This window comes from Pseudomonas sp. CCC3.1 (assembly GCF_034347405.1).
Taxonomy (GTDB): domain Bacteria; phylum Pseudomonadota; class Gammaproteobacteria; order Pseudomonadales; family Pseudomonadaceae; genus Aquipseudomonas.
The window spans coordinates 5,381,085-5,396,952 of the sequence record NZ_CP133778.1; the positions used below are offsets into that span (position 1 = coordinate 5,381,085).

Annotated in this window: 13 protein-coding genes; 5 read left to right on the forward strand and 8 right to left on the reverse strand. The window is 59.2% G+C overall.

Translation table 11 applies throughout. The features are described 5' to 3' along the window. Positions 1-69 precede the first annotated feature (69 nt). A complete protein-coding gene (locus RHM56_RS23560) occupies positions 70-1,740 on the reverse strand; it encodes a bifunctional diguanylate cyclase/phosphodiesterase (protein ID WP_322236558.1) in 1,671 nt (556 codons plus the stop codon). Positions 1,741-2,002: 262 nt separating this feature from the next. On the opposite strand from RHM56_RS23560, the gene rep reads away from it, so the two are divergent. After that, complete coding sequence (gene rep / locus RHM56_RS23565) at positions 2,003-4,012, forward strand: DNA helicase Rep (protein WP_322236560.1); 2,010 nt, start codon at positions 2,003-2,005, stop codon at positions 4,010-4,012. 56 nt (positions 4,013-4,068) lie between these two features. Then, positions 4,069-4,641 carry a xanthine phosphoribosyltransferase gene (locus RHM56_RS23570; protein ID WP_019410320.1) on the forward strand — a complete coding sequence of 191 codons (573 nt, stop codon included), beginning with the start codon at positions 4,069-4,071 and terminating at the stop codon, positions 4,639-4,641. 233 nt (positions 4,642-4,874) lie between these two features. Here RHM56_RS23570 and RHM56_RS23575 read toward each other — a convergent pair whose 3' ends face one another. The 6 genes from RHM56_RS23575 to dadA form a co-directional block, all read right to left on the reverse strand. Continuing rightward, complete coding sequence (locus RHM56_RS23575) at positions 4,875-6,797, reverse strand: acetyl-CoA hydrolase/transferase C-terminal domain-containing protein (protein ID WP_322236562.1); 1,923 nt, start codon at positions 6,795-6,797, stop codon at positions 4,875-4,877. Positions 6,798-6,957: 160 nt separating this feature from the next. Then, the gene (locus RHM56_RS23580; protein ID WP_322241853.1) at positions 6,958-7,371 is read right to left on the reverse strand and encodes a c-type cytochrome; all 414 of its coding nucleotides are present in this window, start codon (positions 7,369-7,371) and stop codon (positions 6,958-6,960) included. Positions 7,372-7,551: 180 nt separating this feature from the next. Further along, positions 7,552-8,100: a cupin domain-containing protein gene (locus tag RHM56_RS23585; RefSeq protein ID WP_322236564.1), complete on the reverse strand. Its 549-nt coding sequence runs from the start codon at positions 8,098-8,100 to the stop codon at positions 7,552-7,554. Positions 8,101-8,227: 127 nt separating this feature from the next. Next, positions 8,228-9,301 carry an alanine racemase gene (alr, locus tag RHM56_RS23590; RefSeq protein WP_322236566.1) on the reverse strand — a complete coding sequence of 358 codons (1,074 nt, stop codon included), beginning with the start codon at positions 9,299-9,301 and terminating at the stop codon, positions 8,228-8,230. Between the two features lie 101 nt (positions 9,302-9,402). Continuing rightward, entirely contained in the window at positions 9,403-9,756 is a 354-nt protein-coding gene (locus RHM56_RS23595; protein ID WP_322236569.1) for a RidA family protein, read from the reverse strand. Beyond that, a complete protein-coding gene (gene dadA, locus RHM56_RS23600; protein ID WP_322236571.1) occupies positions 9,728-11,029 on the reverse strand; it encodes a D-amino acid dehydrogenase in 1,302 nt (433 codons plus the stop codon). Before dadA ends, RHM56_RS23595 begins: the two co-directional genes overlap by 29 nt. A 156-nt stretch (positions 11,030-11,185) precedes the next feature. Here dadA and RHM56_RS23605 point away from each other — a divergent pair, with 156 nt between their 5' ends. After that, positions 11,186-11,674, forward strand: coding sequence for an Lrp/AsnC ligand binding domain-containing protein (locus RHM56_RS23605; protein ID WP_003437842.1), 489 nt, complete (start codon positions 11,186-11,188; stop codon positions 11,672-11,674). 81 nt (positions 11,675-11,755) lie between these two features. Here the strand turns inward: RHM56_RS23605 and RHM56_RS23610 are convergent, their stop codons facing one another. Then, on the reverse strand, positions 11,756-12,697 hold the full coding sequence (locus RHM56_RS23610; protein WP_322236573.1) for an alpha/beta hydrolase: 942 nt from the start codon (positions 12,695-12,697) through the stop codon (positions 11,756-11,758). 110 nt (positions 12,698-12,807) lie between these two features. Between RHM56_RS23610 and RHM56_RS23615 the strand changes: the two genes are divergently transcribed. Next, positions 12,808-13,392 carry a DUF6436 domain-containing protein gene (locus tag RHM56_RS23615; RefSeq protein WP_322236575.1) on the forward strand — a complete coding sequence of 195 codons (585 nt, stop codon included), beginning with the start codon at positions 12,808-12,810 and terminating at the stop codon, positions 13,390-13,392. A 39-nt stretch (positions 13,393-13,431) separates the two neighbouring features. Further along, positions 13,432-15,816 carry a penicillin acylase family protein gene (locus tag RHM56_RS23620; protein ID WP_322236577.1) on the forward strand — a complete coding sequence of 795 codons (2,385 nt, stop codon included), beginning with the start codon at positions 13,432-13,434 and terminating at the stop codon, positions 15,814-15,816. Positions 15,817-15,868 lie beyond the last annotated feature (52 nt).

Consider the following 15,868-nt stretch of genomic DNA (forward strand, 5'->3'; position numbering starts at 1 on the left):
TTACGATCACTGCGCAATCGGACGTAGCCTCGCAAGGCTCGGCAACTGCTACGGGTTTCGTGGGAGCTGTTAGTGAGCGTCGAGAGCCACTTTTTGCTGAGCCCCAAGGGTCAAATACTCCACCAACTCGGTGATCGGCAACGGTTTGCTGATGAGATAGCCCTGCACCTGGTCACAGGCAAAATCACGCAATAGCGCCAGTTGTTCCGGGGTTTCTACGCCTTCGGCCACGACTTGCAATTGAAGGTTGTGCGCCAGGTTGATCATCGCGTGCACCAGCTTGCGGTTCTCTTCGCGATCTTCCATGCCGCCGACAAAGCTTTTGTCGATTTTAAGCAGGGCAATGGGCAGGCTGTTGAGGTGCACAAAGGACGAAAAGCCGGTGCCAAAATCATCCAGCGAGAAGCGCACGCCCAGTCGCCCCAGCGCATCCATGGTCTGTTTGACCATGTCACTGCGGCGCATGACTGCCGTTTCAGTCAGCTCAAACTCCAGCCATTGAGCATCAACCCCGTGCTCGGAGATCAAGCGGCTGAGGGTCGAGAGCAATTGGCTGTCCTGAAACTGACGGAACGACAGGTTAACGGCCATGTGCAGTGCGTCCAGCCCGTGTTCGCGCAGCGCCTGCATATCGCGCAAGGCTCGGGATATAACCCAGTAGCCCAGCGGCACGATCAACCCGCTTTGCTCGGCCAGCGGCACAAATTCGCTCGGCGCGAGCAGGCCACGTTCGCCGTGGCGCCAACGCACCAGAGCTTCGAGCCCCACAATCAAGCCTGAGACCAGGTCCAGGCGCGGTTGGTAATGCAGTTCAAGTTCGTCACGACGCAAGGCCCGACGCAGTTCGCTCTCCAGATCGGCGAGGCTGCGAGCATTGCGATTGATGCGTTCGTCGAACACGTGATAGGTGCAGCCCTGCGTGCTTTTGGCCTGCTGCATGGCGATGTGCGCGTGCCACATCAAGGGGTCGGCCCCGGCATTGGCGCGGGCGTGGGCGATGCCCAGGCTGCAACCGATCAGCAAGCTTTCGCCGTCGATCCAATAAGACTCGGCCATGACCTCGGTGATGCGCTCGGCCATCCAGGCCGCGCGATCAGGGGCGCGGCGGGTGTCGATCAGCAGGGCGAACTCGTCGCTGCCCAGACGAGCCAACTGGTCGCAGGCTTCGAGCTGGCTTTTAAGGCGTGCCACCACTTGCAGGATCAGACGGTCGCCAGCCTGATGCCCCAGCGCGTCATTGGCATGGCGAAAGTTGTCCAGGTCCAGATGCCCGAGGGCGACACCGCGCCCATCGTTTTCGGCCAGGCGCACCGCTAGCAAGGTCTGGAAGCCTTGTCGGTTGGCGATGCCGGTCAGCGGGTCTTCTTCGGCCAGGCGTTGCAACGTGTGTTCCAGCACGCCGCGTTCGTGCACATGGCGCAGGCAGCGGCGCAGCACGTCTGTGTTCAGGCTGGTGCTGACCAGCCAGTCGCTGACGCCTTGGGGCGGCATCACCGGTTCTGCGTCCAGCAACAAGATAGTGGACAAGCGGCAGCGACCCGCGAGGGGCTGCAGGGCCGGGGTGGTCAGGAGCAGCGCATTTTGATCGTTTTCGAACAAATAGCTGACAGATTCCCAGTTCGGCGCACACATTAATATGGCCGAACTTCCCATGGGCGTCAGACACTCACGCAATAACGCTGCCCAAGACGGCTCTTTGGCCAGTAGCAGCAAACGCAAGGGTTCGACAGGCGTAGACAAGCTGGCTCCCTAGACTCTGCATAAATTCAGGCGATGGGCATTATGGCGTGCTATCGGCTAATGGCAAATGACACCATTTATCAAATGCACCTGGCTAGCGCATACCGAACGGTAGACCTAAACAGGTCAGGTATCCTGCGGCAAAGTAACAAAAGCGGCAAATTTAGATAGAGGGCTACGTCACACTGTCGCAGAGTGGCGGCAATATCTGCTCAGCCTGTTAAAATGCCCGCCCTTTTCGTCATCGACCCTTATAACCGTCATGTCCCGACTCAATCCCCGGCAGCAAGAAGCCGTGAGCTACGTCGGCGGCCCTCTTTTGGTGCTCGCCGGTGCTGGCTCCGGCAAAACCAGTGTGATTACCCGAAAAATCGCACACCTTATTCAGAACTGTGGCATCCGTGCTCAGTACATCGTCGCCATGACCTTTACCAACAAGGCCGCCCGCGAGATGAAAGAGCGCGTCGGCACGTTGCTCAAAAAAGGTGAAGGCCGAGGCCTGACGGTGAGCACGTTCCACAACCTGGGGCTGAACATCATCCGCAAGGAGCACGCGCGGCTGGGCTACAAGCCGGGCTTTTCGATCTTTGACGAGGCCGACGTCAAAGCGCTGATGACCGACATCATGCAAAAGGAATACTCGGGTGATGACGGGGTCGATGAAATCAAGAACATGATCGGCTCGTGGAAAAACGACCTGATCCTGCCGCCCCAGGCCTTGGAAAATGCGCGCAACCCCAAGGAGCAGACGGCGGCCATCGTCTACACCCACTATCAACGCACGCTCAAAGCCTACAACGCGGTGGATTTTGACGACCTGATCCTGCTGCCGGTGAAGCTGTTCGAAGAGCACGCTGACATCCTTGAAAAGTGGCAGAACAAGGTCCGCTACCTGCTGGTGGACGAATACCAGGACACCAACGCCAGCCAGTATCTGCTGGTCAAATACCTGATTGGCACGCGCAACCAGTTCACCGTGGTGGGCGATGATGACCAGTCCATTTATGCCTGGCGCGGCGCTCGCCCTGAAAACCTGATGCTGCTCAAGGACGATTACCCGTCCCTGAAAGTGGTGATGCTGGAGCAAAACTATCGCTCCACCAGCCGCATTTTGCGCTGCGCCAACGTGCTGATTTCGAACAACCCGCATGCGTTCGAGAAGCAGTTGTGGAGTGAGATGGGCCACGGCGATGAAGTGCGGGTCATTCGCTGCCGCAACGAAGACGCCGAGGCCGAGCGCGTTGCGGTCGAGATCCTGACGCTGCACCTGCGCACAGACCGGCCTTACAGCGACTTTGCGATTCTGTACCGCGGCAACTATCAGGCAAAACTGATTGAGCTGAAATTGCAGCATCATCAGATCCCTTACCGCCTCTCAGGCGGAAACAGCTTCTTCGGGCGTCAGGAAGTAAAAGACCTGATGGCCTACTTCCGGCTGATTGTGAACCCGGATGACGACAACGCCTTCCTGCGGGTGATCAACGTCCCACGGCGTGAGATCGGTTCTACCACGCTGGAAAAGCTGGGTAACTACGCCACTGAACGCAAAATCTCGATGTACGCGGCGACCGACGAAATCGGTCTGGGCGAGCATCTGGACAGTCGGTTCACAGATCGCCTGGCCCGCTTCAAGCGTTTCATGGACCGCGTGCGCGAGCACTGCTCGGGCGAAGACCCGATTGCCGCGCTGCGCAGCATGATCATGGACATCGACTACGAAAACTGGCTGCGCACCAACAGCTCCAGTGAAAAGGCCGCTGACTACCGCATGTCCAACGTCTGGTTCTTGGTCGAGGCGTTGAAAAACACCCTCGAAAAAGACGAAGAAGGCGGCATGACCATTGAGGAAGCCATCGGCAAGCTGGTGCTGCGCGACATGCTTGAGCGCCAGCAAGAAGAGGAAGACGGCGCCGAAGGTGTGCAGATGATGACGTTGCACGCGTCCAAAGGGCTGGAATTCCCCTACGTGTTCATCATGGGCATGGAAGAAGAAATCCTGCCGCACCGCTCCAGCATCGAAGCCGACACCATCGAAGAAGAACGTCGCCTTGCCTACGTAGGGATTACCCGCGCACGTGAGACGCTGGCGTTTACCTTTGCGGCCAAGCGCAAGCAGTACGGCGAAATCATCGATTGCGCGCCGAGTCGCTTCCTGGATGAGTTGCCGCCGGACGATCTGGCCTGGGAAGGCAACGACGACACCCCCACCGAAGTGAAAGCGGTTCGCGGAAATACGGCATTGGCCGATATACGCGCAATGTTAAAACGCTAAAATCGACTACTTTTTACTCTACCTTCAGCGCATAGGCGCTATTTGAGGACGTTACGTTGGAAGCACTGCACAAGAAAATTCGCGAAGAAGGCATCGTGCTTTCCGATCAGGTTTTGAAGGTTGATGCCTTTTTGAACCACCAGATCGATCCCCAGCTGATGAAAGAAATCGGCGATGAGTTCGCGCGTTTGTTCGCTGATGCGGGCATCACCAAGATCGTCACCATCGAAGCCTCGGGCATTGCTCCAGCCGTGATGACGGGCTTGAACCTGGGTGTTCCGGTGATTTTCGCCCGCAAGCACCAGTCCCTGACCCTGACTGAAAACCTGCTGTCGGCCACGGTGTATTCGTTCACCAAGCAAACCGAAAGCACCGTTGCCATCTCCCCGCGTCACCTGAAAAGCACTGATCGGGTGCTGGTCATCGACGACTTCCTGGCCAACGGCAAAGCGTCGCAGGCACTGATTTCGATCATCAAGCAAGCGGGCGCAACCGTCGCGGGCCTGGGCATCGTGATCGAGAAGTCGTTCCAGGGTGGCCGCGCCGAGCTGGACTCGCAGGGCTATCGCGTTGAGTCCCTGGCACGGGTTCAATCCCTGGCAGGCGGCAAAGTGACGTTTATCGAGTGACACGGCCCTGTGTGGGAGACTCTATGGTGTGCAGCAAGCTGATTTCGTAGCAGTTGCCGAGCCTGCGAGGCTACGTCCGATTGCGAAGCGATCGTAAGCCCTAAATTCAGGCTTCAACTGACACGCCGCAGTGCTTGATTTTACGACTGCTGCGCAGCCGGACGCAGCCTCGCAGGCTCGGCAGCTGCTACGTGTTCGCGCGCGTAGATCTGCGGCGGCACGGGCGATAGTTGTTATTTGGCAGTTGCCTGCAACCCCGCCAGCAGCACGCGCTGATACAGCTCTTCGCGCAGCCCGTCCGGGTTGTCGAGGTGCATGCGCGCCAGGTGTTCGGGGTACGCCTGCGGTGATGGCGCGTCGAGCGTGGCCTTGCCCAGTTCATAGAGCTGCGTGAGCTTGAATTTGCTCTTGAGCCAGTTCAACGCTCGCAGCAGGTCTTGCTCCTGCGCGCTGAAATCGCTGCCCAGCGGGTACTCCGGGAACAGGTGCGGATGGCGCTCGGCAATCGCCTGCAAGCGTTCCGGGCTGTTGTCGGCAAAGCGTGGGTCCAGGCAAAAGTCTTTTGGCAGTTTGCCGATGTGTTGTGCCTGCGCGATCAGTTCGGTCTGGAAACGTGAGTCGGTGATGTTGAGCAGTGCCTCGATCACCTGCTTATCGGTTTTGCCGCGCAAGTCGGCAATGCCGTACTCGGTCACCACAATGTCGCGCAAATGACGCGGGATCGTGCAATGGCCGTACTCCCAGACGATGTTGGAACTCACATCGCCCCCGGATTCACGCCAGCTGCGCAGGATGATCACCGACCGCGCATCGTGCAGCGCGTGCCCCTGCGCCACGAAGTTGTATTGCCCGCCGACCCCGCTGAGTACGCGACCATCTTGCAACTGATCCGCCACGCCTGCGCCCAGCAAGGTCACGGTGAAGGCGCTGTTTACAAAGCGCGCATCACGGCGTTGCAGGCGTTTTAATGCTTCCTGACCAAAGAGCTCGTTGATGTAGCTGATGGCGGTCATGTTGAATTCGGCGCGCTTGCTGTAAGGCAGTTCGTTCAAACGCTGGTAAAAGTCGCTTGGGCCGAGGATGAAACCGCCGTGAACGCTGACGCCATCGGTGTGCAAGCTTTCGTCCAGCGTGCCCGCGTTGGCTTGGGTCTGGCGCTCAATATCCGGGTAAACCTTGCGTCGCACGATGCCTGCGTCGACCAAGGCCATGAGCCCATGCACGAACATTTCGCTGCAACCATACAGGCCTTGGGCAAAGGGCTCGACCCCGCCTTCGCGCTCAATCAGGGCGCGCCACGGCGTGACATCCATATCGTTGAGCAACGCGCGATAGCCTTTGCTGTCAGCCTGGCGTGCCAGCAAGGAAGCCGCCAGCGCATCGCCCATCGCGCCAATGCCGATTTGCAGGGTGCCGCCGTCGCGGATCAGGGTGCTGGCGTGGTGGCCAATAAAGTGGTCTTGCACATTGACCGGCATATTGGGCGTGGAAAACAGCGTGGTGCGCTCATCGTCGTCGATCAGCAGGTCAAAATCGTCAGCGTTGAGCTCCGAGTCACCGGGCATGTAGGGCAGGTCGCTGTGTACGTGGCCGAGCAGCAGAATGGTCTCGCCCGCTGCCCGGCGTTTGGCGATCATCGGCAGCAGATCGAGGGTGATGTCGGGGTTGCAGCTCAAACTCAGGCGATTGGCATCCCGCGGGTTGCGGGCGATCAACTGCGCCACCAGATTCAGGCCATTGGCGTTGATGTCACGGGCCGCGTGGCTGTAATTGCTGCTGACGTAATCTTGCTGCGCCGGTGGGCTGTTGAGCAGGCTGCCCGGCTGCATGAAAAACTGCTGCACGCTGATGTTGTTCGGCAGGCTGTCGCGGTGCAGGTCGGCGAGGTATTCCAGCTCGATATAGTCGCCAAAGATGCGCGCTACGAACGGTTCCAGAAAGCGTTTTTGCAAGCCATCGCCCAGCGCCGGGCGGCCCAGGCTTAACGCGGTGTAAATCGTCAACTGGCGCTCTGGTAACTGTTTGATGCGCTGGTACAGCGCGTTCACAAAACGATTGGCCTTGCCCAAGCCCAGCGGCAAACCGAGGTGGATATGCGCGGGTAATCGAGCCAGCGCCTCATCGACTGCATAGTCGATCGAACAGGACTGCACCATCTGAGCCTCCAAAACCATCCGTGTATAGAGATGTGACCGAGAGTGGTCGGTTTTGGTTGCAAAGTGCAAGGCTCAAACGGTAGGAGCGAGCTTGCCTCGCGATCTTTTGATCTCTAAAAAGATCGCGAGGCAAGCTCGCTCTTACAGTGGCGTGGGGTTATTACAAGCCGGACATTTTCTGGATGGCGGCTTTCAGCTCGTCGTCGGAACATTCCGAACAGGTGCCTTTAGGGGGCATGGCGTTGAGCCCGGTAATGGCTTTGGCCAGCAGGCCATCAATACCGCCTTCTTTGTCGGCGCGCACTTTCCAGGCCGCGGTGTCACCGATTTTCGGGGCTTCCAGCAAGCCAATGCTGTGACAAGCGTTGCAGTGCTTGGCAACCACGTCATCAGCGCTCATGCCACCACCACTGCCACCCGCTGCCGCGGTCACGCTCATGCCCGCGCACTCTTGGCCCTGAACACAGACTTTGCCGACGGGTTCGAGGCGTTTTGCGATGTCATCATCCGTCGTTGCTTGAGCGTTGGCAGCCCATAGGGCCAGTACTGTTGCTGGTACGGCCAGCATTTTCATAATTAGGTTCACGCGTACACCCTCAATGGTGGCTATTCACGCCCACAACCACGGTTTTGCGGGCGGCGAAAGTATACCGTTTAGCCTGACACACTGAAACAACCCTAAAAATAAAGGGGGAATAGAGCTGGCGAAATGGAATCGCGGGCGCCTCTAGATACGCATAGGGCGCCGCTTTGTTTAGAAATTTGCGGGGGTGGCTGCGCTGATTAGTCGCGCCGCGACATTGAACGGGTTGCGAAAACGGTGCGGTTTCGAACTCTCGAAGTAATAGCTGTCACCGGCTTCGAGCACGAACGTCTCAAGGCCAACGGTCAGCTCAAGGCGGCCCTCGACAAGGATTCCGGTTTCTTCGCCTTCGTGGGTCAGCATTTCGTCCCCGGTGTCAGCGCCCGGTGGATAAATTTCGTTGAGAAACGCAATCGCCCGACTCGGATGCGCCTTGCCGACCAGTTTCATGGTCACGGCGCCATCTGAGATGTCGATCAACTCATTGGCTTTGTAGACAATCTGTGTCGGCTTTTCCTGAAGGATTTCTTCGGAAAAGAACTCGACCATAGACATCGGAATGCCACTCAGCACTTTTCTCAGGGAGCTTATTGACGGGCTCACGCTGTTCTTTTCGATCATCGAAATGGTGCTGTTGGTGACGCCCGCGCGCTTGGCGAGTTCACGCTGTGACAGGCCTTTCAGTTTGCGGATGGATTGCAGTCGTTCACCGACGTCCAATGCGGGAGCCTCCAGGGGATCAGATTCAGGTCAAGAAGCCGCCATCATGGCGATAGCGTTCAGTATTTACAACACTTCGACCTCAAACCTGCGTACCCATTGTGCTCCGCACATTGGATACAACCCATCAGCTCCCGGAATAGAGGCGCGGCGCTCGTTTCAGGTTGCAAAAAATTTGGTAGGGAATGGTTTCAGCTTTTGCCGCGAGTTCGCTGGCGAGGATGTTTTTGCCCCACAACTCAACCGTTGAACCGAGGCCTGCCTGCGGCACATCCGTGAGGTCGATGCACAGCATGTCCATGGATACCCGGCCCAGCAATTGGCTGCGTTGACCGGCAACCCAAACGGGGGTGCCCGTGGGTGCGTGACGCGGGTAGCCGTCGGCATAACCCATGGCAACCACGCCAATGCGCATCGGTTTAGGGGTGACGAACTTCGCGCCGTAACCCACCGGCTCACCGGCAGGCAGTTCACGCACGGCAATCACTTTGGACTCCAGGGTCATCACCGGTTGCAAGCGTGCGGCGTGCGCCTGGGCTTCTTCGAAAGGCGAAGCTCCGTAGAGCATCAGACCCGGGCGCACCCAGTCGCTGGGCACACTTGGCCAGCCAAGAATGGCGGGTGAGTTGCGCAAGCTGACGTCGGCAGATAAGTCGTCACGGGCAGCCAGGAACACGGCGACCTGCTCTACGCTGCGCAGGCAGTCCAGTTCATCGGCGCGGGCGAAATGGCTCATCAGCACAATTTTTGCGACTTTTCCGCTTGCTTGCAGGCGCTGATAAGCGGTTTTGTAATCGCTTGGGTGCAGCCCCACGCGGTGCATGCCGGTGTCGAGTTTTAGCCACACGTGAATCGGCTTGGCGAGCTTGGCTTGCTCGATAGCCTCGAGTTGCCACAGTGAATGCACCACGCACCAAAAGTCATGTTCGACGATCAGCGGCAGTTCATCGGCCTCAAAAAAACCTTCGAGCAGCAGCACGGGGGCGTGAATACCGGCGGCGCGCAGCTCCAGTGCTTCTTCGATACAGGCGACGGCAAAGCCATCAGCCTCGGCCTCCAGGGCTTGGGCGCAACGTACGGCACCGTGCCCGTAGGCATCGGCCTTGATCACCGCGAGGGCTTTTGCCCCCGTCACTTCACGGGCCAGTTGGTAGTTATGACGCAGGGCTTGAAGGTCGATCAGGGCACGAGTTGGGCGCATGGCGGCGGGCTTCTAACGGCTGTTGAATAAAAAAACGGTGCTGACCCACGGCGTAAACCGCGTGCCGCACCGCAAGAGGGACTGTGTTTAAAACGGTGAGGTTATGGCAGTGCGGCCACAACCGACAACTCAACCAGAATTTCAGGCTCGCACAGCTTGGCCTCAACCGTGGCACGGGCAGGTTGCACGCCTTTAGGCAGCCACTCATCCCACACGCTGTTCATGCCCGCAAAGTCGGCATCAATGTCTTTGAGGTAAATGGTCACCGACAGAAGGTGGCTTTTGTCAGTGCCCGCCAGATCCAGCAGGCGCTCGATGTTATTCAGGGTTTCGCGCGTTTGCTGCTCAATCCCTGCGTTCATGTCGTCGCCGACCTGACCGGACAGGTAAACAGTACCGTTATGAGCCACGATCTGGCTCATGCGGTTATTGGTGAGCTGGCGCTGGATTGCCATGTTGTGCAGTCTCCTGGTGGTTGCCGTAACGAGAAATATCGAGGCCTTCGGTGCTGATCTGTGGGGTCTTTTTGGCCATCACGTCAGCGAGGAAGCGACCAGAGCCGCAGGCCATGGTCCAGCCGAGTGTGCCATGACCGGTGTTCAGGAACAGGTTTTTGAATGGGGTCGCGCCCACAATCGGCGTGCCGTCTGGCGTGGTTGGGCGCAGACCGGTCCAGAAGCTGGCCTGGCTCAAATCGCCGCCCTGAGGATAAAGGTCGTTGACGACCATCTCCAGGGTTTCGCGGCGACGCGGGTTCAGCGACAGGTCAAAACCGGCGATTTCAGCCATGCCGCCCACACGAATGCGGTTGTCGAAACGGGTGATCGCGATTTTGTAGGTTTCATCCAGAATCGTCGACGTCGGGGCCATGTCCGAGTTAGTGATCGGGATGGTCAGCGAGTAACCCTTGAGCGGGTAAACCGGGGCCTTGATGCCCAGCGGCTTGAGCATTTGCGGCGAGTAGCTGCCCAGCGCCAGTACGTAGCGGTCTGCGGTTTCGAGTTTGCCGTCGATCATCACGCCATTGATGCGATCACCCGCGTAGTCCAAATGCTGAATGTCTTGGCCGAAGCGGAATTCGACACCCAGGTTTTTGGCCATTTCGGCCAGGCGGGTGGTGAACATCTGGCAGTCGCCGGTTTGGTCATTCGGCAAGCGCAAGGCGCCGGCCAGAATGTCGGTGACGTTGGCCAGCGCCGGCTCAACCCGGGCAATGCCCGCACGGTCCAGCAGCTCAAACGGCACGCCGGACTCTTTGAGTACGGCGATGTCTTTGGCCGCGCCGTCCAGTTGCGCCTGGGTGCGAAACAGTTGCGTGGTGCCCAGGCTGCGCGCCTCGTAGGCAATGCCGGTTTCGGCACGCAATTCGTCGAGGCAATCGCGGCTGTACTCGGACAGACGCACCATGCGCTCTTTGTTCACCGCGTAACGGCTGGCGGTGCAGTTGCGCAGCATTTGCGCCATCCACAGGTATTGGTCGACATTGGCCGTGGCTTTGATCGCCAGCGGTGCGTGACGCTCCAACAACCACTTCATGGCCTTGAGCGGCACGCCCGGTGCAGCCCACGGCGAGGCATAACCTGGGGACACCTGGCCGGCGTTGGCAAAGCTGGTTTCCATCGCCACGGCAGGCTGGCGGTCTACGACGACCACGTCGAATCCGGCTCGGGCCAGATAATAGGCGCTGGCAGTCCCAATCACGCCGCCACCCAATACCATAACGCGCATATTTTTATCCCTCATCGCGGCCCGCCGCAGACGTTTATTGTTCAAAGCGAAGATGTGGGCAGTATATGAAGCATTAGCCAGTGAGTTTCACTGTATAAGCGGCTATATTTGGCGACAATTCTCGGCCGAAACGCTTTTGACAAAGGAGAATCTCCTATGCGTACAAATCACCAGACAAAGCGCGAGCTGGACAAGATTGATCGCAACATTTTGCGCATCTTGCAGGCCGATGGGCGTATCTCGTTTACCGAGCTGGGCGAGAAGGTCGGGCTGTCGACCACGCCCTGCACCGAGCGGGTACGCAGGCTGGAGCGCGAAGGGATCATCATGGGCTACAACGCCCGTCTCAACCCGCAACACCTGCAGGGCAGCTTGCTGGTCTTTGTCGAGATCAGCCTCGACTACAAGTCAGGCGATACTTTTGAAGAGTTCCGACGTGCCGTGCTGAAACTGCCCCACGTGCTGGAGTGCCATTTGGTCTCGGGTGACTTCGACTATTTGGTCAAGGCGCGAATTTCCGAGATGGCGTCGTACCGAAAACTGCTGGGCGATATTTTGCTCAAACTGCCTCACGTGCGTGAGTCCAAGAGCTACATCGTGATGGAAGAAGTGAAAGAGAGCCTGAACCTGCCGATCCCGGATTGAGACTGTAGGAGCGAGCTTGCCTCGCGATCTTTAAACGGTCAAAAGATCGCGAGGCAAGCTCGCTCCTACAGGGGTGTTGGGTCAGAAATGTTGATCCAGAAACGCGAAATACGCTTCGCGGATGTCGGCGGTTTCATTGGCCAGATGGTGTCGGGCCTGGGGGATCAGCAGCACTTGAGGGTGATTGAACTTGGCGTCCAGCACCTTGAGGTTGTGTTCCCAATCGACGGTTTTATCTGCCTGGCCCTGAATCACCAAGGGCTGGCGGGCGCTCGCAGGCATGGCCTCGACGCGAGGAATCCAGCGCGCCATGGCGCCCACCCATGCGGTGGGCAGGCGCATGGGCTGTAGCGGATCGGCCAGCAGAAACGGCATGAAATCCGGGTCGTTAGTGTTCTCGCTAAAACGCCGCTCGATACCTTTGACGAAAGGCCTGAGCAGGTAATAGCTGAACTTCGACCACTTCCAGTCTTTGGGCCTCACCAGCGGTGCCATCAGTACCGCCTTGCCTTGGGCCGGGCTCTGATCGCCGTAGTGCAGCAAATGGTCCAGCACCACCGCGCCGCCGGTGCTTTGCCCGATCAAGTGCCAAGGTTGCGGCAGCGCCAACGATTGCGCCTCGATAAACAGGCCTTGCAGCGCCTCTTGATACTGCGAGAAGTCATCAATGCTGGCGCGCTCGCCACTCGACAGCCCATGCCCCGGCAAATCGCAGGCAATCACCACAAAGCCGTGGTTCAAGCCCCACTCAATCACATGCCGATACAACCCCATGTGATCGTAAAAACCGTGGACCACAAACAGCGTTGCCACGGGCGTGGACTCGGGCCACCAGACCTGGCTGACCAGTTCATAGCCGCCCGCACTGAAGCGCCCCAGTTGGCGGCGCACGGGCGCTGTGCGCTGCGCGAAGTCCAACCCATAAAAATGCTGGTACGCCAAACCCTCCCTCGATAACGGCTGACCTGCGACCAGAGGCTGCAAGCTGGTGCGCAAGGAATCGGGAGAAAACGCGGCGGGCATAAGGGGTTCCAAACAGAAAGGCATGAGGGCAGAACAGTCTTTATAGACCGACGATATTCATCTGTCAGTTCAAGCATGGCAAGCTACGCGACCCTTGAGGATCATTTTGCATGCCCGCGCCCACCGCTAAAACCTGGCTTGCCTGCCTGCTGGCGCTGACCTGCGGCGTGGGGTTGTGGGCCGCCTACGATTGGTTTCAGGGCCGTTACATTCGTGCGTTCAGCGACCAAACCGCGCTGTTTGCAGGCGACGTGCTCAGCCTGCCCGCCGAACTGTCCGGGCCGGGGCCGATTCGCGTGGTGCACTTTTGGGACCCGGCCTGCCCGTGTAACGTTGGCAATCAGCAGCACCTGAGCGAACTGCTGGCGACTTACGTCCCGCAAGGGGTTGAATTCTATTCCGTGCAAAAGCCCGGCACACACGGCCAGCTTGCGGCGACCTTGGGCGCGATCAACCCCTTGGCCAGCCTGCCGGGTGCCGAACATCTGAGCGTCAGCCCGGCCGTTGCCATCTGGGACCACAGCGGCCAACTGGCCTACTTTGGCCCCTACAGCGAAGGCGCCACCTGCAACGCCAATAACAGCTTTATCGAGCCCATTCTGCAAGCCTTGAGCCAGGGCCGCTCGGTGAAAGCCATCCATACCATGGCCGTGGGGTGTTATTGCCCGTGGCAGGATGCGCGTACCGCCCTGTAATCACGTTTCGGTGCCGACTAAAAGAACAAGGAACCCCTCATGAAACGCAGCCTGACCGCCCTCGCCCTTGTTATCGCTGCCGTTGTCGGAGGTGGCGTGTGGTACGTGCAAAGCAAACTGCCCGTGCGACAGGGGCAAGTGGCGCTGAGTGGGCTGCAAGGGCCGGTCACGGTGCGGTATGACGAGCGCGGGGTGCCGCATATTCGGGCGGGTAATGAGGCGGATGTGTACCGCGCGCTCGGTTACGTTCAGGCGCAAGACCGGCTGTTTCAGATGGAGATCATGCGCCGCCTGGCCCGGGGCGAGCTGGCTGAGGTGCTGGGGCCCAAACTGGTCGACACCGACAAGCTGTTTCGCAGCCTGCGCATTCGCGAACGGGCAGCCAGCTATATGACCGAGCTGGATCAGCAGTCCCCGGCGTTTTTGGCCTTGCAAGCGTATCTGGACGGGATCAATCAGTATCAGGCCACCCACGCCAAACCCGTGGAGTTCGACCTGCTGGGCATCACGCCAAGACCCTTCACGGCAGAGGATACGATCAGTGTCGCCGGTTACATGGCCTACAGCTTTGCTGCGGCCTTTCGTACTGAGCCGCTACTGACTTACGTACGTGATCAATTGGGCAGCGACTACCTGAAAGTCTTCGATCTCGACTGGCAGCCTCAAGGCGTATTGGCCCCGGCCCTGGCGGCCAGCGACTGGAAAACCCTGGGGGCGTTGGCGCAGCTCAGTGATCAGGCACTGAGCCAGGCGGGCTTGCCGCAATTTGAAGGCAGCAACGCGTGGGTGGTGTCGGGCACGCGCACGCAAAGCGGCAAACCGCTGCTGGCGGGGGACCCGCATATTCGTTTTTCGACCCCGTCGGTGTGGTACGAGGCGCAGCTTTCCACGCCGGAGTTCGAGCTGTATGGCTACCACCAGGCGCTGGTGCCGTTCGCGTTTCTGGGCAACAACAGCGACTTTGGCTGGAGCCTGACTATGTTCCAGAACGATGACCTGGACCTGATCGCCGAAAAGACCAACCCCGATAACCCCAATCAAGTGTGGTACCACGGCCAGTGGGTCGACATGAGCAGCAGCCAGCAGCAGATAGCGGTGAAAGGCGAAGCGCCGGTCACGTTGACCCTGCGTCAATCCCCGCATGGGCCGATCGTCAACGACGTGCTGGGCGCCACGGCGGGCGCTACGCCCATCGCCATGTGGTGGGGTTTTCTGGAGACAAAAAATCCGATCCTTGAAGGCTTCTACCAGCTCAACCGCGCCGACAGCCTGAGCAAGGCTCGGGCGGCAGCGACCCACATCCAGGCGCCGGGGTTGAACGTGGTATGGGCCAACGCCGCAGGGGATATTGGTTGGTGGGCGGCTGCGCAACTGCCTAAACGGCCTGCGGGGGTCAACCCGGCGTTCATCCTCGATGGCAGCACGAATGAGGCTGACAAAGAGGGCTTTTACCCGTTTAGCGATAACCCGCAGGAAGAAAACCCGGCGCGGGGCTACATCGTGTCGGCCAATTTTCAGCCGGTTTCGCCCACCGGCATTCAGATCCCCGGCTACTACAACCTCGCGGATCGTGGCCAACAGTTAAATCGCCAGCTCAGCGATCCCGGCGTGAAATGGAACCTTAAAAACAGCCAGGCGCTGCAACTGGGCACCACCACTGACTATGGTCAGCGCGTGCTCAAGCCGCTGTTGCCGGTGCTGCGAGAAGTGGTCAACGCCCCGGCGGAGCGCAAATTAGTCGAGCAACTGGCGCAGTGGAAAGGCGACTACCCGTTGGACTCGACGGCCGCCACCGTGTTCAACCAGTTTTTGTACAGCCTGGCGCAGGCCGCGATGCACGACAAGCTGGGCGATGCCCTCTTCGACACCTTGCTGACCACCCGCGTGATCGACGAGGCCTTGCCGCGCCTTGCTGCGAGCCCTGATTCGCCGTGGTGGGACAATCGCAACACGGCGCAAAAAGAGACCCGCGCCGACACCGTCAAACTGGCTTGGCAAAACAGCATCGCCCAGCTCAAGACCACCTTGGGCGATGACCCCGCGCAATGGCGTTGGGGCAGCGCCCACACCCTGACCCACGAACACCCGCTGGGACGGCAAAAACCGCTGGACTGGTTATTTAACGTGGGGCCCTTTGCGGCGCCCGGCAGTCACGAAGTGCCGAACAACCTCAGCGCCAAACTCGGCAATGCGCCGTGGGCCGTGAGCTATGGCCCGTCGACCCGGCGTGTGATCGACTTTGCCGACCCTTCGCACGGCCTGACCATCAACCCGGTGGGCCAAAGCGGCGTGCCCTTCGACAAACACTACAGCGACCAGGCGCAGGCCTACATCGAAGGCGACTACGACATCACCCATATCGACGACACCGAGGTCCAGGCCAACACCCGCAGTACGTTGCGGCTGGTGCCTGTGACGCAATGAAATCAATAGGTGTTTCGTACAAAAAACCTGTAGGAGCGAGCTTGCTCCTACA